General features: G+C 68.4%; 14 protein-coding genes. 9 read left to right on the plus strand and 5 right to left on the minus strand.

Annotated elements, in window-relative coordinates; all coding sequences use genetic code 11:
• Positions 1-47 precede the first annotated feature (47 nt).
• Positions 48-3,593, minus strand: coding sequence for a ThuA domain-containing protein (locus tag AAH979_RS23545; RefSeq protein ID WP_346260287.1), 3,546 nt, complete (start codon positions 3,591-3,593; stop codon positions 48-50).
• A 524-nt stretch (positions 3,594-4,117) separates the two neighbouring features.
• Here AAH979_RS23545 and AAH979_RS23550 point away from each other — a divergent pair.
• The 9 genes from AAH979_RS23550 (at position 4,118) to AAH979_RS23590 (ending at position 17,508) form a co-directional block, all read left to right on the plus strand.
• Positions 4,118-5,629 carry a sugar ABC transporter ATP-binding protein gene (locus tag AAH979_RS23550; RefSeq protein ID WP_346260288.1) on the plus strand — a complete coding sequence of 504 codons (1,512 nt, stop codon included), beginning with the start codon at positions 4,118-4,120 and terminating at the stop codon, positions 5,627-5,629.
• 165 nt (positions 5,630-5,794) lie between these two features.
• Entirely contained in the window at positions 5,795-6,718 is a 924-nt protein-coding gene (locus tag AAH979_RS23555) for an ABC transporter permease (protein WP_346260289.1), read from the plus strand.
• Positions 6,719-6,720: 2 nt separating this feature from the next.
• Positions 6,721-7,704: an ABC transporter permease gene (locus tag AAH979_RS23560; protein ID WP_346260290.1), complete on the plus strand. Its 984-nt coding sequence runs from the start codon at positions 6,721-6,723 to the stop codon at positions 7,702-7,704.
• Between the two features lie 10 nt (positions 7,705-7,714).
• Positions 7,715-8,899, plus strand: coding sequence for an ABC transporter substrate-binding protein (locus AAH979_RS23565; RefSeq protein WP_346260291.1), 1,185 nt, complete (start codon positions 7,715-7,717; stop codon positions 8,897-8,899).
• Positions 8,900-8,905: 6 nt separating this feature from the next.
• Positions 8,906-9,757, plus strand: coding sequence for a sugar phosphate isomerase/epimerase family protein (locus AAH979_RS23570; RefSeq protein ID WP_346260292.1), 852 nt, complete (start codon positions 8,906-8,908; stop codon positions 9,755-9,757).
• Positions 9,758-10,066: 309 nt separating this feature from the next.
• Positions 10,067-12,457 (plus strand): ricin-type beta-trefoil lectin domain protein, encoded by a 2,391-nt coding sequence (locus AAH979_RS23575; RefSeq protein ID WP_346260293.1) that lies wholly within the window; start codon positions 10,067-10,069, stop codon positions 12,455-12,457.
• 174 nt (positions 12,458-12,631) lie between these two features.
• The gene (locus AAH979_RS23580; protein ID WP_346260294.1) at positions 12,632-13,471 is read left to right on the plus strand and encodes a sigma-70 family RNA polymerase sigma factor; all 840 of its coding nucleotides are present in this window, start codon (positions 12,632-12,634) and stop codon (positions 13,469-13,471) included.
• A 1,002-nt stretch (positions 13,472-14,473) separates the two neighbouring features.
• Positions 14,474-15,862 carry an endo-1,4-beta-xylanase gene (locus tag AAH979_RS23585; protein WP_346260304.1) on the plus strand — a complete coding sequence of 463 codons (1,389 nt, stop codon included), beginning with the start codon at positions 14,474-14,476 and terminating at the stop codon, positions 15,860-15,862.
• 263 nt (positions 15,863-16,125) lie between these two features.
• Positions 16,126-17,508: a glycoside hydrolase family 43 protein gene (locus AAH979_RS23590; RefSeq protein WP_346260295.1), complete on the plus strand. Its 1,383-nt coding sequence runs from the start codon at positions 16,126-16,128 to the stop codon at positions 17,506-17,508.
• A 461-nt stretch (positions 17,509-17,969) separates the two neighbouring features.
• On the opposite strand, the gene AAH979_RS23595 is transcribed toward AAH979_RS23590, so the two are convergent.
• The 4 genes from AAH979_RS23595 to AAH979_RS23610 form a co-directional block, all read right to left on the minus strand.
• The gene (locus tag AAH979_RS23595; RefSeq protein ID WP_346260296.1) at positions 17,970-18,845 is read right to left on the minus strand and encodes a carbohydrate ABC transporter permease; all 876 of its coding nucleotides are present in this window, start codon (positions 18,843-18,845) and stop codon (positions 17,970-17,972) included.
• Positions 18,842-19,804: a sugar ABC transporter permease gene (locus AAH979_RS23600; protein WP_346260297.1), complete on the minus strand. Its 963-nt coding sequence runs from the start codon at positions 19,802-19,804 to the stop codon at positions 18,842-18,844. Before AAH979_RS23600 ends, AAH979_RS23595 begins: the two co-directional genes overlap by 4 nt.
• A gap of 64 nt (positions 19,805-19,868) precedes the next feature.
• Positions 19,869-21,131, minus strand: coding sequence for an extracellular solute-binding protein (locus AAH979_RS23605; RefSeq protein ID WP_346260298.1), 1,263 nt, complete (start codon positions 21,129-21,131; stop codon positions 19,869-19,871).
• A gap of 59 nt (positions 21,132-21,190) precedes the next feature.
• On the minus strand, positions 21,191-21,328 hold the full coding sequence (locus tag AAH979_RS23610; RefSeq protein ID WP_346260299.1) for a hypothetical protein: 138 nt from the start codon (positions 21,326-21,328) through the stop codon (positions 21,191-21,193).
• Between the last annotated feature and the right edge of the window lie 385 nt (positions 21,329-21,713).

A 21,713-nucleotide genomic window follows, 5' to 3' on the forward strand; every position in this document is an offset into this window, starting at 1 on the left:
CGGTCCCGACCGGACCGTCACTGCTCACCGCGGCAGCCGCGGTCCCGTCACGCCGGGGTGAACCGCCACTGCTGGTTGGTGCTGCCGAGGCAGTTCCACTGCAACAGCCGGGCTCCGTCGCTGGTGGCGGCGCCGTTGACGTCCACGCAGTGCCCGCTGGGCACGCTCTTCACCGTGTACACCCCGGAGGTCCCGGTTGGCGTGGCGGTGAACTTCTGCTGGTTGCCGTTGTTGCAGGTGGCCTGCTGGAGGAAGGCTCCCGGCGCGGTGGAGCCGCCGGTCACCTCGACGCACTTGCCGCTGTGCACCGCCTTCAGGTAGACCGCACCACCACCGGCGTCGACGGCCTGCCACTTCTGGTTGTTGCCGCCGGTGGCCGCCCACTGGTGGATCTGGGCACCGTCGGCGGTGGAGACGCCGCTGACGTCCATCAGCTTGCCGCTGTGCTGCGCGGTGAGCGTCCAGGTCCGGCCCGCTATGCCAGTGGTGTCGGCGACGCCGACGCCGGGGCCGCCGAAGGTGAACGAGTCGAGGTCGAACCAGTTGTTCGTGCTGCCCTTGAACACCATGTACAGCGTATGGGTTCCGGCGAGGGCGGCCACGTTCACCGCCGGCGTGGACTGGTAGTTGTCCCAGCCGCCGGTGCTGGGCACCGGTGTCGTGGCCAGCAGCGTGCCGGTCGGTGAGTCGGCGCGCAGCTCGATGGAGCCGCCGCCGGACGGCGACGACAGCCGGTAGCTGACGTTCGTGATGCCCGACAGGCTCATCGGGTTGAACGCCACCCAGTCGTTGTTGGAGATGTCGCCGACCCGCTTGGCGCTCTCCGCGCCGGCCTGGTCGACGACCCGGGTGCCGGACTGGCTGGTGTAGTACTCGGCCTGCTTGTGCTTGGGCTGCAGGGTCACCTTGGCGTAGCCGGTGAGCGGCGCCGCGCCACCGGTGCCGCCGTTGTCGGTGTACCGGGCGTTGAGGACGTAGTACAGATTTGCGCCGTCGGGATGGCCGCCCAGCAGTTCGGTGGCGATGGTGCCCGAGCAGCCCGGGTAGTCGGTGGTCTCGTGCTCGTGGTCGTCGTGGCCGAGGGCCGGTTTGACGAACACCTTGGTGCAGTCGATGGTCCCGCCGTCCGGATCCGAGACGGTGACCGTGTACGAGACGCGGTCGCCGAAGTTGAGCATGCCACCGTTGGTCGGGACGGTGATGGTGACCACCGGTGCGGAGTTGCCGACGGTGATCTGCACGTTGGCGAAGGCGGTCTTGCCGGTGTTGTCGGTGACCTTCAGCTGTGCGGTGTAGTTGCCGTTGGTGGTGTAAGTGTGTGACGGGTTGGCCGCCGTGGAGGTGGCGCCGTCGCCGAAGGTCCACTGGTAGCTGAGGGTGTTGCCCGGGTCGGGGTCGGTCGTGCCGGCGCTGCTGAACTGCACGGTCAGCGGCGCGTTTCCACTGGTGGGCGTGCCGGTGGCCTTGACGACCGGTGACCGCCCGCCCTGGATGTAGTCGATGCGGTAGAGCCCGGAGTCGTTGTTGCCGCCGCCGAAGTTGGAGCCCCACTCCAGCAGGTAGAGCGAGCCGTCCGGGCCGAACTCCATGTCCATCGGCTTGATGAAGTTGCCGGCGGGCAGGAACGGGTTGGTTCGGGTGACGGCCGTCGCGGAGTCGAAGTGGACTTCCTTGATGTAGTTACGGGTCCACTCGTAGAAGAAGTGCACGCCGTCGTAGTAGGGCGGGAACTTCGTCGCGGACGGGTTCGCCGCGTCGTAGCGGTAGACCGGTCCACCCATCGGGCCCGAGCCGCCGGAGCCGAGCTCCGGGAACGTCGGTGAAGTGCCGTAGCCGTACCACATGTTCGGGGCGACGATCGGCTTGAGGCTGGTCAGGCCGGTGTTGTTGGGCGAGTTGTTCACCGGCGCGGAGCAGTTGAACTTCGCGCCGACGACGCCGGTGTCCGGGTTGTACGGGGCGTAGGGCTGGTTGTCGCCGTGGCAGAACGGCCAGCCGTAGTTGCCAGCGGACTTGATCACGTTGAGTTCGACGAGCCCTTCCGGGCCGCGGTTGGTGGTGGGGGGATTCCGGTCGGGCCCGTAGTCGGCCAGGTAGACCCAGCCGTTGGCCGGGTCGATCGAAAAGCGGAACGGGTTGCGGAAGCCCATCGCGTAGATCTCCGGCCGGGTCTGCGCCGTTCCCTGAGGATAGAGATTGCCCGCCGGGACGGTGTAGCCGCCGCTGGCCGAGGGCCGGATCCGCAGGAGCTTGCCTCGCAGGTCGTTGGTGTTGCCGGCGGTCCGGGCGGCGTCGAGGTTGGCCTTGCCGGACCGCCAGTCCAGCGGAGCGTAGCCCTGCCAGTTGGGGTCGAGGTTCGGCGGCGTGTCGTCGCCGGTACCGATGTAGAGGTTCCCGTCCGGGCCGAACTCGAGGTATCCGCCGGTGTGCCCGGGCTCCGGGAACGTACGGTCGCGGTACGCGGGGATGTCGATGATCCGGACCTCGCTGGAGAGGTTCAGCGTGTCGCCGGTGAGCGTGTAGCGGGAGACCCGGTTGACGTCGGTCGTGCTGCTCGCCGGCGAGTGGTACAGGTACACGTAACCGTTGCTGGCGAAGTTCGGGTCGAGCGCCATTCCGGTGAGGCCGTCCTCGCCGCCGGTGTAGACGCTGAGCGTGCCGGCGGTGACGGTGGTGTTGGTGGACGGCTTGAAGATCTTCAGTTGCCCGCCCCGCTGGACGTAGAGCACCCGTCCGTCGGGTGCCACCGCCAGCGCCATCGGGTCGACGGTGTTGTCGTCGAGGGCACGCTTCTCGAAGTTGCCCCAGACGGTGCCGCCGCAGTCGCCGGGCTCGTTGCCGGCGGCCCACTTGACGCCGCCGAGGACGTGGTTGCGGAAATTGGTCTCGCTGTAGGACTCGGCGGCGTGCCCCATCGCGGTGGCCCAGACCCGGCCGCCGCTGACGTTGCGGCACCAGGAGATCGGATGGTCCGGACCCATCGCCCGGGAGCCGGGGTTGTACGTGCGTTCGTCGGCGGTCACCAGGACATGGACGTCGCCGCGCGGGTTCTTGTCGAAGTTGTACCACTCCTCGCTGCGGTTCCAGCGGTCCGGGAGGCTGGCCGTCGAGGGGTGTTTCTTGTCGGCGACGATGGCGGTGCCGGGTAACACGCCGGGGGAGTGCTCCGGCATGTGGGCACCGGCGTTCACGGTCTGGTCCCACCACGGGTACTCGCCCTCGATGCCCATGTCCGTGGCGTTGTGCACGGCGACGATGCCCTTGCCGCCGGCGAGGAACCCCTCCACCGCCTGGCGCTGGGCCGCCGAGGTCCACACCATGCCCGAGGTCTGGAACATGATGAGGACGTCGAAGGTCGCGAGATTGGCCGGGGTGAAGACGTTCGAGTCCTCGCTGTGCACCAGTTCGAAGTTGTTCGCCGCCGCCTGCTGCTGGAACATCGAGATCCCGGCGGGGATCGAGTCGTGCCGGTAGCCGGTGGTCTTGGTGAACAGCAGGGCGCGGAAGGCGGGAGCCGCCGACGCCGGGGGAACGAGCGCGAGCGACAGTAACAGGCCGGCGAGCACTCCTATGATCAATGTGTTGCGACGCATGCCGTCTCCTAGTTCGGGCGGGCGAGGGTGTTGCGGCCACGGGCCCGGCGGCGCGTCAGGTTGTGCCTGGCCACGCGTAGGGGCACGGGTGTGCTGGTCGGTCGTCGTGCCGTCCGCCGCAACGGCAGTCAGCCCCGCAGGACATCACACAACGTGACGTAGGGAGTGTCCTCGTCCCGTGTCTGCAAGGTGTCGGGATGCGGGCTCTACATCAACGACCATCGATGTCTGCGCGTGCATCTCACGTCGTCCCGAGGTGGGGGCGGCCGTGTCTGGCCCCTCGGTCCGGCGCCGCTGCCGATCGAGTGGCGGGCCCGGCAGTCGCCTCAGGTCGAGGATTGCGGAGCCGCATCCAAACATCTATCTTCATACGTGTGATGTTTCGCTCGTGTCAAGCGAATGTTTGCAACGCACGAACGTAAGCCCCCCACGCCGCGCCCGAAAGTTCGTCTTCGCCCGAGCAAACGACTCGACGCGCGGTGAACGAATACGTCGTTGACTACTATCTGTAAGGGCCTTTTCCGATGTCAGATCCACGACCGGCGCCGCTGCTCGCCCTGCGCGGCATCGGTAAGTCCTTCCTCGGGGTACGCGTCCTCGACCGTGTCGACCTCGACGTCCTGCCGGGCGAGGTGCACGCCGTCGTCGGCGAGAACGGCGCCGGGAAGTCCACCCTCATGAAGATCGTCTCGGGCGGCTACGTCCCGGACGAGGGCAGCATCGAGTTCGCCGGTGAGCCACGCGCGTTCCGCGGTCCGCGCGACGCGCAGCGGGCCGGCATCGGCATCATCCACCAGGAGTTCAACCTGCTGCCGGAGCGCACCGTCGCGGAGAACGTGTACCTGGGCCATGAGCCGGTACGCCGCGGGCTCGTAGACCGGCGGGAGATGCTGCGCCGCACCGGGCAACTGCTCACCTCGATCGGGGAGACCGCGCTGCCGCCCGACGCCCGGGTGGGACGTCTCGGCGTCGCGCAGCAACAGGTCGTCGAGATCGCCAAGGCGCTCGCTCTCGACGCGCGGCTGCTCATCATGGACGAGCCCACCGCGGCGCTGGCCGACCACGAGGTCGAGCTGCTGTACGGGCTGGTACGCCGGCTCCAGGAGCGGGGCATCGGCCTGCTGTACGTCTCGCACCGGCTCGCCGAGGTCTTCGACCTGTCCGGTCGGATCACGGTCCTGAAGGACGGCCGCCGGGTGACCACCGTGCGGACCGCGGACACCACCGCCGACGAGCTGGTGCGGCACATGGTCGGCCGGGAACTGTCCAGCTACTACCCGGACCGGGCCGGTCCCGAGGACCGGGGTCCGGTCCGGCTCACCGTCCGGGCCGGCGGAAACGGCAAGCTGCGCGGCGTGGACCTGGAACTGCGCGCGGGTGAGGTGCTCGGCGTCGGCGGCCTCCAGGGCGCCGGGCGGTCGGCGCTGGCCCGTGCGCTCTTCGGGGTGGCCCCGTTCACGACCGGCGAGGTCACGCTCGACGGCACACCGGTCCGACTGCGCTCGCCGCGCGCCGCGATGCGGGCCGGCATCGCCTACGTCACCGAGGACCGCAAGGGCGAGGGCATCGTCGCCCGGCAGTCCGTACTCGACAACGCACTACTGGCCAGCCGGGCGGTCTTCGCGGCCCGGGCGGGCCGCGCCGCCCGGACCGTGCGGGTCCGCGAGCTGCTCGCCGCGGTGGAGGTCCGGGCCGTCGACGACGACCAGGAGATCCGCTTCCTCTCCGGCGGCAACCAGCAGAAGGTCGTGCTGGCCCGGTGGCTCGCGCTCAACCCGCGGATCCTGCTCTTCGACGAGCCGACCCGGGGCATCGACGTCGGGGCGAAGGTGGCCATCCACGATCTCGTCCGCCGCCTCGCCCGCGACGGGGCGGCGGTTCTGATGATCTCGTCCGACCTGCCGGAGCTGCTGGGGATGAGTGACCGGATCGTGGTGCTGCGCGACGGCCGCGTCGCGGGCGAGTTGCCCGCCGGCGCGACCGAGGAGGACGTCCTCGCCCTGGCGGTCGGGACCGTGCGGGAGGCGGCCGCGTGAGCGTGAGGAGTGAGCCGGGTTTGCGAGCCCCGCAGTCGCGAACAGAGGCGGCCCAGTGAGCGTGAGGAGTGAGCCGGGTTTGCGAGCCCCGCAGTCGCGAGCAGAGGCGGCCCAGTGAGCGGCCTTCCGCTCCTGCCAGCCCGGCGGCCCGTACCGGGTGTGTTCGTGGCACTGACCCTCGTCCTCGCGATCGGCTGGCTGGTCGTGATGATCGACGGCGGCCAGCTGTTCAACCAGTCGACGACGGTGAGCCTGCTGCACGTTGCCGCCGGGCTCGGGCTCGTCGCCGTGGGCCAGACCCTGGTTATCCTCGGCGGCTCGCTCGACCTGTCCGTGGCGTACGTGATCAGCCTCAGTACCCTGGTCGCGGCCGAGACGATGGATGGCCGCAGCGGCGCGCTGCTGCCGGGGGTCGGCCTGGCGCTCACCGTCAGCGCCGGCATCGGGCTGCTCAACGGGCTGCTCGTCACCAAACTACGGATCAACCCGTTCATCGCGACCCTCGGCGTCGGGCTGCTGCTCAAGGGGTACCTCGACAACGGTTACGACGGCCCTGCCGGCACCACCGCCCCCGCCCTCGTGCAGTCCCTCGGATACCAGCGCGTCGGTCCGGTACCGCTCTCCTTCCTGCTGCTGGTCGCCGTCACCGGGGCGGCCTGGTTTGCGCTCTCGCGGACCCGGTTCGGCCACCACCTGGTCGCGGTCGGCGGTGACCCGGAGGTCGCCCGGCTCTCCGGCGTCCGCAACGACCGGATCCTCGTCACCGCCCACGTGCTCTGCGCGCTCTGCGCCGGGCTCGCCGGGATCTACCTCGCCAGCCGGCTCGGCTCGGGTGCGCCCCGGGTCGGCACCGAGGGTCTCTACGACCTGGAGTCGATCGCCGCGGTGGTGATCGGCGGCACCGCTCTGGCCGGCGGACGCGGCGGTGTCATCGGCACCGTCGGCGGGGTGCTGCTGCTCGCCAGCATCGACGCCATTTTCAACCAGCTCGAGGTGGACGCCTTCTTCAAGCAGGTGATCCGCGGTGCCGTCATCATCGCCGCGGTCGCCGTCTACGCCCGCCGGGCCCTGCGGAAGGCGGACTCCTAGCCATGCAGACCGTCCAACGCCCTCCGCTCCCGCTGCGGGTCCTGCGGTCCCGCGCCGGTGGCGTCCTGCCGATCCTCACGATCCTCGCGGTGCTGCTGGTGCTCGTCGCCGTCCGGCAGCCCGACTTCCTGGCCCCGCCGTCGCTGATGTCGTTCCTCGGCCGCTCGGCGCCGATCATCCTGCTCGCCGCCGGCCAGTACTTCGTGATCGTCTCCGGCGAGTTCGACCTCTCCGTCGGCTCCCTGGTCACCGCCCAGGTCGTCGTCGCCGCCCGGCTCATCGACAGCGACCCGTCCCGAACCTGGCCGGTGGTACTGGTGCTGCTCGGCGGTGGCGCGTTCGTCGGGCTGGTCAACGGTCTGGTCACGACGCGGCTGCGGGTGCCCTCGTTCATCACCACCCTCGGCATGTTCCTGATCCTCGTCGGCGCGGTGTACCTCTGGTCCGACGGCGCTCCGAAGGGCGGGCTCTCCGAGGAGTTCCGCCGGTTCGGCCGGCGCGCGTTCGAGGACGTACCGGTGCTCGGCCGTCTGCCGTACGCCCTGGTCGTCCTGCTGGTCCTCGCGGTGCTGGCCGTGCTGCTGATGCGTTCCGACTTCGGTCGCACCCTGGTCGCCGTCGGCGACAACCCGCGCACGGCCGAGCTGAGCGGGGTGCGGGTCTGGCGTACCCGGACCGCTGCCTTCGTCCTCAGCGGACTCGCGGCGGCGGTCGCGGCGATCCTCCTCGGCGGCTACAGCGGCGTCTCGTTCCAGGCCGGCGCCGGCCTGGAGTTCGGGGCGATCACCGCGGTCGTCCTCGGCGGCGTAGCGCTGGGTGGCGGTCGCGGTTCGGTGGTCGGCGCGATGCTCGGCGCGTTGACCCTCGAACTGCTCTTCGCCCTCATGAACTTCTACGGCGTCTCCGGCGCCCTCAGATCGACCGTCCAGGGCGCGATCATCCTGTGCGCCGTGGCGGTCTCGGCTTTGCGTTTCTCGTCCAGATAGGGGATTTCCAGTGAAACGTCATTTGGCGGCCGTGGTAGCGGTCACCCTGCTCTCGCTCGTCGGCTGCGCCACCGACGAGCCAGCCGCGACCCCGTCGGGCACCTCCACCGGCGCCACCGGGTCGGGCACGGGGGAGCAGTCGAAGTTCTTCGTGCAGGCCGACTACGACAACGAACTTGCACTGCTCGCCGCCACCCCGACCGGCCCGGCCGACAAGCCGTGGGAGCAGGCGCTCAACCCGACGATGGTGGACACCGCGAAGTTCAAGAAGCCCGGCCCGTACAAGATCTGCTTCTCCAATGCCGCACTGAACAACCCGTGGCGACAGGTCGGGTTCAAGACCATGCAGGCCGAGGTCGAGGCGCAGCGGGGCCGGATCAAGGAGTTCGTCCACGTCGACGCCGAGGGCAAGGACCAGAAGCAGATCGCGGACATCAACGACCTGCTCGGCAAGGGCTGCGACGCGCTCATCGTCTCGCCGAACACCACCGCCACGCTCACCCCGGCCGTCGAGGCGGCCTGCCGTGCCGGCCTGCCGGTCGTCGTCTTCGACCGTGGCGTCAACACGAAGTGCCCGGTGACGTTCATCAACCCCGTCGGCGGGTACGGGTTCGGCCACGTCGGCGCCGAGTTCGTCAGCCAGCAGATGAAGCCCGGCGGCAAGCTGCTCGCCCTGCGGATCCTGCCCGGGGTCGACGTGCTGGAGACCCGCTGGTCCGCCGCGAAGGTCGCCTTCGACAAGGCGAAGGTCGACGTCGTCGGCGTCGAGTTCACCGACGGTGACCCGGCCAAGACCAAGAAGATCGTCGACGACTACCTCCAGCGGCACGGCACGATCGACGGCGTCTGGATGGACGCCGGTGCGGTCGCGGTGGCGGCGGTCGAGGCATTCCAGGACGCGGGCAAGCCGGTGCCGCCGATCAACGGCGAGGACCAGCTCGACTTCCTGAAGATCTGGAAGGACAAGAACCTCACCGCGATCGCACCGACCTACCCGACCTACCAGTGGCGTACGCCCGTCATCGCCGCGCTGCGGATCCTCGACGGCCAACAGGTGTCCAGCCCGTGGAAACTGCCCCAGCCGACAGTCACCCGGGAGAACCTGGACCGCTATCTCGACCCGGACATGCCGCCGCTGCACTACGCCATGTGTGGCTGCACCGACCTGCCCGGTTATCCGCAGCGCTGGAAGTAGGCTCCGTTGCACGCCATCGGTGTCAATCCCTGGGTGTGGGCCTCGCCGGTCGACGACGAGGCGCTGGCCGAGCTGATTCCACGGATCGCCGCGTTTGGCTTCGACGCGGTCGAGCTGCCGATCGAGCAACCCGGCGACTGGGATCCGGTCCGCACCCGGGACCTGCTGGCAGAGCACGACCTGGCTGTGGCCGGCGTCTGCGCGGTCACCCCACCCGGGCGTGACCTCGTGGACGCCGCCCCGGCCGTCGTCGATGCGACGGTGGCGTACCTGAAGGGCTGTGTGGACAGCGCGGCCGTCGTGGGTGCGCCGTGCGTCGGAGGACCGGTCTACGCCGCGGTGGGCCGGACCTGGCGGATGAGCCCGGCGGCCCGGGCGGCCTGTTACGCGGACTTCCGTCGGGCGTTGGCGCCGGTCGCTGAGCACGCCGGGGAGCGGGGCGTCTCCATCGGAGTGGAGGCGCTCAACCGCTACGAGACGAGCGTCGCCAACACCGTCGAGCAGACGCTGGAGCTGCTCGACGGCTTGCCGCCGAACGTCGGGATCATGATCGACACGTACCACATGAACATCGAGGAGGCCGACCCGTACGCGGCCGTCGTCCTGGCCGGCCCGTACATCAAGCATGTCCAGGTCAGTGGCACCGACCGGGGCGCTCCCGGTGCGGACCATCTCGACTGGCCCCGCTTCTTCGCCGCGTTGGACGCCACCGGTTACCGGGGGGCGGTCTGTATCGAGTCGTTCACGGCTGAGAACGAGACCATCGCCACCGCCGCGTCGATCTGGCGTCCGCTCGCCCCGTCACAGGATCGGCTCGCCCAGGACGGCCTGACCTATCTCCGGCGGATCCTCCGCTGACCCGCCGGCTCTCGCGCTCGCCGACGCCGTGCCGTGGACCGTTGGTCCGGCGGACGCCACCCGGGGACGGCCGCTCCGGGTGGTCCGATCGATTCTTGCAAAAGACATCATTCGTATGATGAACTTCTAGCAGTCGAGTTCACTGGTGTCGCCTCCGCGGCGCGGCGGTCCGTTCCCGGCACGGCCGCCCGGCCGCGCCTGCTGCCGGTGGCGACTCGTGCTCAGCGCCGACACCCGCGCAGCGTCGAACAGTCACATCTGGACCATCGGCCACACCGCACCACCCCCATTCAGGTAAGGAGACCTCCCGTGTCCGTACCCTCAGTTCCCGCTGCCCGGCGGCGGGTGCTGGTCGGAGCCGCGGCGGCGTTGGCCACCGTGGCCACCGCGACCGTGGTGGCCACCTCGGCCGTCCCCGCGCTCGCGGCCACCACCACCCTGTACGCCTCCCCCTCGGGCAGCGGCACCGCGTGCACCGTCGCCGCGCCGTGTGCCCTGACCGGGGCGCAGACCGCGGTCCGATCCCGCACCGGTTCGATGTCCGGCGACATCGTGGTCGAGCTGGCTGACGGGGTGTACCGGCTCAGCTCCCCGCTTCGGCTGACGGCCGCCGACTCCGGCACGAACGGCTACCGGGTGACGTGGCAGGCGGCCCCGTCGGCCCGTCCCGTGATCAGCGGTGCCCGGGCGGTCACCGGCTGGTCCGTCGTCGACGCCGGCCGGAACATCTGGCGGGCCAATGTCGGCGCCGGTGTCGACAGCCGGCAGCTCTACGTCAACGGCGCCATCGCCACCCGGGCCCGCACCCAGGTCAACCGGGCCGATTTCACCGCGGACAGCACCGGCATGAGGTTCACCAGCAGCGCGTTGGGCTATCTGAACAACCTGGCCAACGAGAACCGGATCCAGCTGGAGAGCGTCAACTCGTTCACCGATCGGTACGTCTCGGTGCAGAGCATCGGTGGAAACCTGATCACGATGCAGCAGCCGGGTTGGAGCAACAACAACTTCGGGTACGACACCTTCACCAGCCCGCACCGGGCGGGTCCGCTCTACCTGAGCAACGCCTACGAGTTCCTGGACGCGCCCGGGGAGTGGTATCTCGATCCGACGAGCGGTGCCCTGTCCTACATCCCACTCGCCGGCCAGAACATGAGCAACGTCAGTGTGGAACTGCCGACACTCCAGTCCCTGCTGAACATCGGGGGCAGCTACGACGCACCCGCCCACCACATGACCTTCAGCGGGATCACGTTCACCGGAACGAGCTGGCTCGGGCCCAGCAGCAACCAGGGCTACGTGGACCAGCAGACCGGCGCCTACATCGCGGGCAACTGGAGCTGGCCGAGCTTCACCTCCTGCCACAACGGCTGTCCGCAGTTCGAAGCCACCCGGCCGAACTGGCTCCAGTCGCCCGCCGCCGTGCAGGTCTCGGCCGCCAACAACATCACCTTCACCGACTCCCAGTTCGTCAACCTGGGGCAGACGGCCGTCGGCATCGGCAACGACCCCAGCGCCCACGCTAGCGGGGTCGGGCTCGGCGCCAGCAACATCACCATCACCAGGTCCGAGATCGCCCGCAACTCGGCCGGCGGCATCGTCGTCGGCGGCGTGCGCGCGGACGCGCACCACCCCAGCGACCAGCGGATGGTCAACCGGGACATCACCATCAGCAACAACCGGCTCCACGATCTCGGCATAGAACACCGGGGCATCGTGTCGGTGCTGACCACCTACGTCACCAACGCCACCGTCTCGCACAACGAGGTCTACAACATGCCGTACACCGGCATGTCGATCGGGTACGGCTGGGGCTCCAACGACGCCGGGGGCAGCGACCACTACGCCGACCGCGGCCTGTACAACTACCAGCCGCGCTACACCACGGCCACCACCGCGTCCAACAACCGGCTCGTCGGCAACTACGTGCACGACGTCATGCAGCAGATGAACGACGGCGGCTGCATCTACACGCTGTCGGCCAACCCGGGCGGGCTGATCAGCGACAACTACTGCCTGCGGACCAACGGCTACTTCGGGATCTACTTCGACGAGGGCTCCCGCTACTACACCGCCCGCAACAACGTCTTCTCCGCCACCGGCACCTGGGCCACCGCCAACTACTGGTTCGCCGAGAACATGGGCAACTTCACCGTCACCAACAACTGGTCGACCAACGGCAGCACCAACGTCACCAACGGCGACCGGGGCAACGTCGTCTCCGGCAACGTCACCGTGACCAACGGCAACTGGCCCTCCGGCGCCCAGGCCGTAATGACGGCGGCCGGGCCGCAGAGCGGCAGTGGGCAGCAGAACGTGCAGATCGTCGGGGGTCAGTCCGGCCGCTGCCTCGAGATCGGCGGATCGAGTACGACCAACGGCACCCAGGCGCAGCTTTGGGACTGCCACGGCGGGACGAACCAGCGGTGGACGTACACCGCGGGCAAGCAGCTGACGGTGTACGGCAACAAATGCCTGGACGCCAACGGCCAGGGCACTGCCAACGGCACCCTGGCGATCATCTGGGACTGCAACGGCCAGGTCAACCAGCAGTGGAACGTCAACGCCGATGGCACCGTCACCGGCGCGCAGTCCGGGCTGTGCCTCGACGCGAGCGGCTCTGGCACCGCGAACGGCACGAAGGTCCACCTCTGGGCCTGCCACGGCGGCACCAACCAGCAGTGGAACCTGCGTAGCTGACACCAGAGGGTGGGTGGGGCCGGGCCGGGGGCGCGGTCCCACCCACCGGCTTCCTCCGGTGGCGGCTACCTGCGGCGCGGGCCGACCCAAGGGAGCCTCGCGATGCACGAACAAAGTGGATTCTGTCGCTCGCGGGTGGACCTGACCGGGACCTCGCCAACGGGTGTAGGGAGTATGCCAGCCAGCGGGGTTGACGAGACGAACCTGGTCGTGGCCGCACGGGCCGGCGATCCCCGGGCGCTCGACGAACTCTTCGCGGCGTACCTGCCGCTTGTGTACAGCATCGTGCGCCGAGCCTTGGGCGAACTGTCCGATGTCGACGACGTCGTGCAGGACATCATGTTGCGCGCCCTGCGGGAGCTGCGGGCGCTGCGGTCTCCGGAAAGCTTCCGGCCGTGGTTGGTGACGATCGCGACGCGCCAGGTCAGTACCCACCGGGACCGGCGGCAGGCCGACGCCGAACGGACCGGGCCCCTCGCCGAGGTGACGGAGACGCCGGATGCCGACGCGGAGGGACTGGCCCTGCTCCGCGTGGAGCTTTCCCGCCAGCGGGGGCAGGTGCTACGCGCCAGTTCCTGGCTCGACCGGCACGATCGGAGGCTGCTGTCGCTGTGGTGGCTGGAGACCGCAGGGCTGCTGACCAGGACCGTCCTTGCCGCAACACTGGCAACAAGCGTGGCTCACGCCGGCGTACGCGTCCAGCGCATGCGCAACCGGCTGGAGCTGAGCCGCTCACTCGTCGCGGCGCTGGAAGCGCGGCCCAGGTGCGCACAGCTCAGCGTCGCGCTGGAGGAGTGGGACGGCGTACCGAGCCCGCTGTGGCGTAAACGCATCACGCGGCACACCCGGTCCTGTCCGGTCTGCCCGCGTCGCGGGCAACCGGTTCCCCTCGAGCGGCTGATCGTTGGCCTCGCACTGCTGCCCGTCCCGCTGGCGCTGTCGGCTGTGGTGCTCTGCCCGGCGGATGGGGCCCGCCCGCGGGGGCGGCGGGCCCCGGTCCCCGGTCGGCGATAGTTGACGGCGGTGATGTCGGCCTGCACGGCATCCCCGGTCCTGTTCGTCGGACAGCCGGCAACCATGGCACCGTCGTAGAAGGTGCCGGCGCTGCGGTTCGCTGCTCCGTTGGGTCGCAGCAGTCTCCGCTGTTGCCCGGGACGATGGCGTCGCGCTTCTTCATGGGGCTTGACCTGAACCCGGGTACCGCTGCCGGGTCGACCCGGCCGACGGCTGTGGCTGTCGTCCGGACGGCTCCTCGCGGCCCCGGCCCTATCGTCGGAGTAGGTGCCGCCTGGCGTATCGCTACGAGGGAACAAGCCGCGACCATATGCCACCGGTACTCATAACAGGAAGCTGCTGTAGTTTTACGCCTCCGCCATGTGAACTCTGCGATCGGAAAAGTGTTATTGACGGTGCTGGTCAATAGTCCGCACCTGTTGCGAACTGCGCGGTCGTCGGATTTCGCGTAGGCCGCCCGAGTACCTCTTGAAGGATGCGAAACAATCTGGCAATCTCCATACATCGATGTGAGCGCTCTTCTGTCGCCTGGTCTTGGCGCCTCGGACTAGGAGGGCAGAGAGTGTTAGCGCTAACAGGCGGGCTGCCGAGTCGCAAGGGAGGATCGATGGGGTACGTGTCATTGAACCTTTTTCAACCTCCCCTTGCGGTCGCACGAACCGCAAGGTCGGACGCGGTGCGTGAGCGCCGCGCGGTTCAGGTTGAAGAAGGTTCATTGGTCACGTCCCCGGCGGCGCGAGGTCCGGCTTACGCCTGGCGCCGCCGCCGGTCTCGCCTGAGGAACGCATCGGCGGCGGACCCGACCGACCTGGCGAACTCACCCTCCGGCCCCGCCGCGCTGGGCCCAACCCCTTCGGGTGGCGACGGACTCCCGCCCCGGTAACGATGTCGAAAGGTTACTGACCGATGAACGAGCTCGGATACCCGACCAGACCTCCCGGGCGACGGTGGTGGACGAGAGCGGTCCTGTCGCTGCTGGCGACCGGGTTGTTCGGGGCCGGCATGGCACTGCAGATCGCCGGTCCCGCCAGTGCCGGCACCACCTTGGGTGCCTCGGCGGCAGAGAAGGGCCGCTACTTCGGCGCGGCCGTCGCGGCCGGCAGGATGGGCGACAACACGTACATGACCATCCTGAACCGCGAGTTCAACAGCGTCACCGCCGAGAACGAGATGAAGTGGGACGCGACCGAGCCGCAACAGGGCCGGTTCAGCTACACGAACGCGGACCGGATCGTCAACCACGCCCGGTCGCGGGGCATGTCCGTGCGGGGTCACACCTTGTTGTGGCACGCACAGCAGCCGGGGTGGGCAGAGGGCATGTCCGGCAGCGCGCTGCGCAACGCCGCGATGAACCACGTCACCCAGGTCGCCACCTACTTCCGGGGGAAGATCCACTCCTGGGACGTGGTGAACGAGGCGTTCGCCGACGGCGGCAGTGGCGGACGGCGGGACTCGAACCTGCAGCGCACCGGGAACGACTGGATCGAGGCGGCCTTCCGCGCCGCGGACGCCGCCGACCCGGGCGCCAAACTCTGCTACAACGACTACAATACCGACGGGATCAACGCGAAGTCCACCGGCATCTACAACATGGTGCGCGACTTCAAGGCCCGTGGCGTTCCGATCGACTGCGTCGGCTTCCAGTCGCACCTGAGCAACTCGGTGCCCGGTGACTACCAGGCCAACCTGCAACGCTTCGCCGACCTCGGCGTCGACGTGCAGATCACCGAGCTGGACATCTCCGGCTCCAACCAGGCCGCCGTCTACGGCACCGTCACCCGAGCCTGCCTCGCCGTGGCCCGCTGCACCGGCATCACCGTCTGGGGTATCCGCGACACCGACTCCTGGCGCACCGGGCAGAACCCGCTGCTCTTCGACGGCAACGGCAACAAGAAGGCTGCCTACGACACGGTCCTCGCCGCCCTCAACAGCGGCAGCGTCCCCAACCCGGGGCAGGTCGACACGACGGCCTGGTACGTGCTGGTGAACCGGAACAGCGGCAAGGCGGTGGACGTCTACAACCAGGCCACGAACGACGGGGCGCGGATCACCCAGTGGGCGCGCAACGACGGTGCGTGGCAGCAGTGGCAGTTCGTGGACTCCGGCGGAGGCTACTACCGGCTGAAGTCCCGGCACTCGGGCAAGGTGCTCGACGTCACCAGCGCGTCCATGGCGGACGGTGCCGCGGTCGTGCAGTGGGCTGATCACAACGGAGCGAACCAGCAGTTCCGGCTCGCCGACTCGGCCGGCGGCTACGTCCGCCTGATCAACCGCAACAGCGGCAAGGCCCTGGAGGTGCAGAACGCGGATGTCAACGACGGCGGGAACGTCGTGCAGTACACCGACTGGGGCGGCAACAACCAGCAGTGGCAACTGGTACGTGCCGGATAGGCGGACTGCCAGGACAGGGCAGAGCCAGGCATGCCTCGCAGCCTCGTACGGCAACTCCGCCTGTTGCCGGTCTGCACCGGGCAGGGCCGGAGCGCGGACTCCAGGCACGGCCGGCAGCGGCATCAACGCCGACATGTCCGCTGCCGCCGTGACCTGGGAGGGCCGGCGCGGAGAGGGCAAGCTCCGCGCCGGCCCAGCCGGCGACCACCACCTGCGACGAATCGACCGCGCTTGAGGCGAGCGTGGTTCCCGAGGAGGTAACCATGAAATCCGCAATTTCCGGCCGTGTCGCGGTCAGGCGCGGCGCGGCCTTGATGTCCGCGCTGCTGTGCCTCGCGGTGTTGCCTGGGGTGGCCCGGGCGGACAACCCCATCGTGCAGACCATCTACACGGCCGATCCGGCGCCACTGGTACACAACGGCCGGGTGTACCTCTACACCGGTCACGACGAGGACGGCTCGACCTACTTCACCATGCGCGAGTGGCGGGTCTGGTCGTCGGCGGACATGGTGAACTGGACCGACCACGGCTCTCCGATGAGTCTGGCCACCTTCAGTTGGGCCAGCGCCGACGCGTGGGCTGGGCACACCATCTACCGCAACGGCAAGTTCTACTGGTACGTGCCGGTAAAGAACCGGGCGACCGGCCGGATGGCCATCGGGGTCGGTGTGTCGGAGAGCCCCACCGGGCCGTTCCGAGACGCGCTCGGTCGTCCACTCGTGGAGAACGGGGAGATCGACCCGGCCGCTTTCATCGATGACAACGGGCAGGCGTACCTGTACTGGGGCAACCCCAATCTGTGGTACGTGCGGTTGAACGCCGACATGATCTCGTTCTCGGGCGGCGCGACGCAGATCCCGCTGACGGCGGCGGGATTCGGCGCCCGTAGCGGGAACGCGAGTCGCCCGACCCTCTACGAGGAGGCGCCCTGGGTCTACAAGCGGAACGGGCTGTACTACAACGTGTTCGCCGCGGAGTGCTGCTCGGAGTTCATCGGTTACTCGACGGCCCCTGGGCCGACCGGGCCGTGGACCTACCGTGGGACGGTCATGCCCCGGCAGGGCGGGAGTTTCACCAACCACGCCGGCGTCATCGACTTCAACGGCGGCTCGTACTTCTTTTACCACAACGGTGCTCTGCCGGGCGGCGGCGGCTTCACGCGATCCGTGGCGGTGGAGAGGTTCCACTACAACTCCGACGGCACGATCCCGACGATCAACATGACCGCGACGGGAGCTCCGCAGGTCGGGACGCTGAACCCCTACGTTCGGCAGGAGGCCGAGACGATCGCCTGGGAGACCGGTGTGGAGACCGAGCCCGCCAGCGAAGGGGGCATGAACGTCGGCTGGATCGAGAACGCGGACTGGATCAAGGTCAAGGGTGTGGCCTTCGGCGCCGGCGCCGGCTCCTTCAGCGCCCGAGTGGCCTCGGCAACCAGCGGCGGCCGCATCGAGCTGCGGCTGGGCGGTACCAACGGCACTCTCGTGGGCACCTGCACCGTGCCGGGTACCGGAGGCTGGCAGACCTGGACGACCGTCACCTGCCCGGTAAGCGGCGCGGCCGGCACCCACGACCTGTACCTGCGGTTCGTCGGCGGCAGCGGCTACCTGCTCAACATCGACTGGTGGCAGTTCCAGCAACGGTAGTGAGTTGGCGCCGACCACGGCAACACGGGCGACAACAACCTCGCCCGCGACGCCATCAGCGCACCGTCGATCCCTGGTCCGGCCGTCGCAGTCACGGCAATGCTCGTACTGACGGCGGCCGGCACGGCGCTGACCGGCGGCTTCAGGAGTACTGTGGCGGCTGCGGAGGTCGCCGTCGCCGCCGCGCCACCTGGCACCACGTTTCCCGCAACGCCGATCGGGAGCGATCGCAATCCCACCTCGGCGGTACGCACCGCCGTACCCTGGCTTCAACCTCCCCCTGCGGTCCGGCGGACCGCAAGGTCGGACCCGGTGCGTGAGCGCCGCGCGATCCAGGTTGAAAAGGTTCAGTGTCGGTGTCGATGAACTCGTGGACCGGTGGTTTCGTGGCCACGGTACGGGTAACCGCCGGTTCGGCCGGCACCAGGGGAGTGGACGGCCACCGAGTTCGGGTTCCTTGGTCAGCCTTTGAACGCACCTTCCATGATTCCCTGCACCAGGCGCCGCCCGACGAAGACGAACAACACCAGCAGCGGCAGCGTGGCCAGGAACGAGCCCGACATGGCCAGGCCCAGGTCGATGTCCCGGCTGTTCTGCAGGGCCTTGATGGCGATCTGGACGGTGTACCGCTCCGGGGACTTCATCACGATGAACGGCCACAGGAAGTCGTTCCAGGCGTTGACGAACCCGAACAGTCCCAGGACGAATGCCGCCGGGCGGACCAGCGGGAACGCGATGCGCCAGAAGATCTGCCAGGTCGTCGCGCCGTCCACCCGGGCGGCGTGCAACAGGTCGTCGTCGATGATGCTGCTCATATGTTGCCGCATCCAAAAGATGCCGAAGGCGCTCACCAGCCCGGGGACGATCAGGGCCTGCAGGGTGTCCACCCAACCGAGCTCCGACATGATGAGGTACTGCGGGATGACGGCCAGCTGGGCCGGTACGGTCATGGTCAACACGACGATGAGGAACAGCGTGTTGCGGCCCGGGAAGTGCAGCTTGGCGAAGGCGAAGCCGGCCAGCGCGCACAGCACCGCCTGGCCCACACCGATTGCGGTGGAGACGATCAGGCTGTTGACGAGTGCCTGCACGAACGGCACGGTGTCGAAGACCAGATTCGCCAGGTACAGGAAGTTGCCGCCGGGCAGGACGTGTGGTGGAAGGCTGGTCGCGGTGGCCGAGTCCGTCGTGGACACCACGAACATCCAGTAGAGCGGGAACACGCTGAGGAACACCATGACGCCGAGCGCCGCGTACGCCACGAACGGGACCCGGTTGACGCTGCGTCGGCGGTGCGGTGCCCGTCCGGTGGTCGACGATGTGGATGCGGGGTTCATGGGCGCTCCGAGCGGGTCCGGGTGACCAACAGGTAGTTGATCGCGGCGACAATCACGACCATGACGAACAGCGCGACGGCGATCGCCGCGCCATAGCCGAAGTGGAACCGGCCGAATCCCTGCTCGTAGAGGAAGAGGGTGAGGGTCTGGCACTGCCGTGCCGCTCCACAGGTAAGTCCACCCACCGGGTTGACCAGCAGTGGCTCGGTGAAGATCTGCAGCCCACCGATCGTCGACGTGACGACGGTGAACACGATGATCGGCCGCAGAGCTGGGATGGTGATGTGGCGGAACTGCTGCCAGCCGTTGGCGCCGTCCACGGCGGCGGCCTCGAACAGCTCGCGGGGAACTGCCTGAAGCGAGGCGAGATACAGCAAGGTGTTGTATCCGGTCCACCGCCAGGCGACCATCGCGGCGATCATGAGGTGGCTACCCCACACCGACGCCGTGAAATCGACGTGCTCGAAGCCCAGCAGTTCGAGAAACCAATTGAGCATGCCGTAGTCGCGGTCGAAGAGTTGGGCGAAGACGATGGTCGTCGCCGCCACGGAGGTGATGTAGGGAACGAGTACCGACATCCGGAACAGCGTGGCCGCCCGCAGCCGTACGTGGTTGAGCAGGTGCGCCACGCCGAGCCCGAGCAGCAACTGCGGAACCGTCGACAGCACCCAGATGCTGAACGTGTTGCGCATCGCGCCCCAGAACCGGGGGTCATCGACGAGCTGAGAAAAGTTGGCCAGCCCCACAAAGTGCCGTTCGCCGATGGGGTCCCAGTCAAACAGGGCGACATAGAACGTGAACAGCAGCGGGAAGAGACCGAAGACGAAGAAGATCAGGAAGAACGGCGCCACATAGGCGTAGGGCGCCAGTCGCTCGCGCAAGCCCTGCTGGACGTGCCGGTACCGGGGTGGCCGTGAGGTGGCCTCCGCGGCCGTGGCCGGGCTGAGCGTGGTGGTCACAGCGGTTACCTTCCCGACGTGCGGCGGTCGGCTCGGCGCCGACCGCCGCGCCCCAGTCGTCCGTTCAGCCGCGGAGGGCATTCTTGACGTTGGTCAGCGCGGTGTTCCACGCGTTGGCCGGGGCGACCTTGCCCTGCTCGACGCTGGTGAGGGTGTTGAGCAGTTCGGATCCGATGGCGGCGTCGTCGGGACCGATATAGAACGGCTTGATGTTCACGACGGACTGGGTGTAGATCTTGCCGATCGGTGCGCCGGAGAAGAACGGGTCGGTCTTACCGATGAGCTGCGCGTCGGAGTAGACGGACGGTGTCGTGGGCAGTGACCCCTGCAACAGGAAGTGGGCGAGCTGTCCGGCCGGTGACTGCATCTCGGCGATGTAGGCCCACGCTGCCTTCGGATTCTTGGCGCGCTTGGGGATGGCGAGATAGCTACCGCCCCAGTTGCCCGAGCCACCGGGGATGGTGGCGATATCCCACTTGCCGGCGGTACCGGGCGCGTTGGTGCGGATGGAGGTCAGCATCCACGACGGCGCGGACACGACGGCGAAGTCACCCTTGCTCATGCCCGCTGTCCACCCGGTCGAGAACGTGCTCTGCTTGGCGGAGATGCCTGTCGCGGAGACCTTCAGCGTCAGGTCGAATGCGGCCTTGACCTGTGGGTTCCGGTCGTACGACAGCCTGTGGCCCGCGTCGTAGTAGCGCTCTGTGCCCTGGTTGACCGCCTGGAAGAAGATGCTCGTCGGCGTGTTGTCCAGGAACGGCTTGCCGGTCGCCTGGACGTACTGCTTGCCGACCTCCGTGAACGCGTCCCAGTTCGGCCACAGCTTGGATACCTGGTCCCGATCGGTCGGCAGACCCGCAGCTTGGAACAGGTCCTTGCGGTACGCGATCGCCATGCCGCCGACGTCGGTCGGTATCCCGACCACCTTGCCGTCCTCGGTCATCGACTGCTTCATCACCCAGTCGAGGTAGTCACCCTTCATCTTGTCGGCGCCGAGAGTGGAAAGGTCCACGAAGTTCTCCGGGGACTGCATGAACTTCGGCAGGTCGTCACCCTGGATCAGCACGAGGTCGGGCACCTTGCCGCCGGCCAGTGCCGCGGTGAGCGCCTGGGCGGTCTCGCTCGTGCTGCCCACCTCGGTGAGCTTGATGGGCACGTCCGGGTGCGCTTTCGTGTAGGCCTCGACGTCGGCCTTCTGGTTGATCCCGGTGAACGACCAGAACTCGAACCCGGACGAACCGGAGTCGCCGTCCGATCCTCCCGAACAGCCGGAGACCAGCATCACGGCTGCGGCGAAGACGGCTGCGGTGGTGATGACGCGCTTCACGCGGCCCTCCATACGGTGTGCGGTCCGGCGGTCTGGGTGACCGCAATGAACCAGGTGAATCAGCTACCGGCCGGTACATCGCCTGGCGGAGATGATGACTTGCCCACCTGCGACTCGGGTGCGAGCCACGGCCCCATCGGCATGGCGTTCGCGGCGAAGCCGAATTCGAAACTTCGATCGATATCGATCTCTGTCATATGACGTATGAGGATACTCACCACCACACACATCGTCAACGACCTGCCGGTGCTGAGGCTAGATTTCAGTCGTGACCTGCGACGTCAGTAGCCTGCTCGGCCCTTTGCCGGCACCGGCGTCCGGGCAGCCCTGGGCGGCCTAACGCTCCCCGGGCCCTCGCTCGGAGATCAGGACGGTCTCGCTCTCGGCGTGACCCGGGCGGGCTCGGCCTTGCACCGAGCCCGCCGCTCCAGTTCCGCCCCATCCTGATCGCGAACCGTGACAACGCTCACCCGAATCGGCCTGCGCCGTTGTCGGTGGACGTCAGGAACACCCGAGCCGGACCTGCGTGTCACGCGCCGCTAGCGCTGTAGTGTCAGCAGGCCAGGCCGGTAGGGCAGGAGA

Source organism: Plantactinospora sp. ZYX-F-223 (genome assembly GCF_039649625.1).
GTDB lineage: Bacteria > Actinomycetota > Actinomycetes > Mycobacteriales > Micromonosporaceae > Plantactinospora.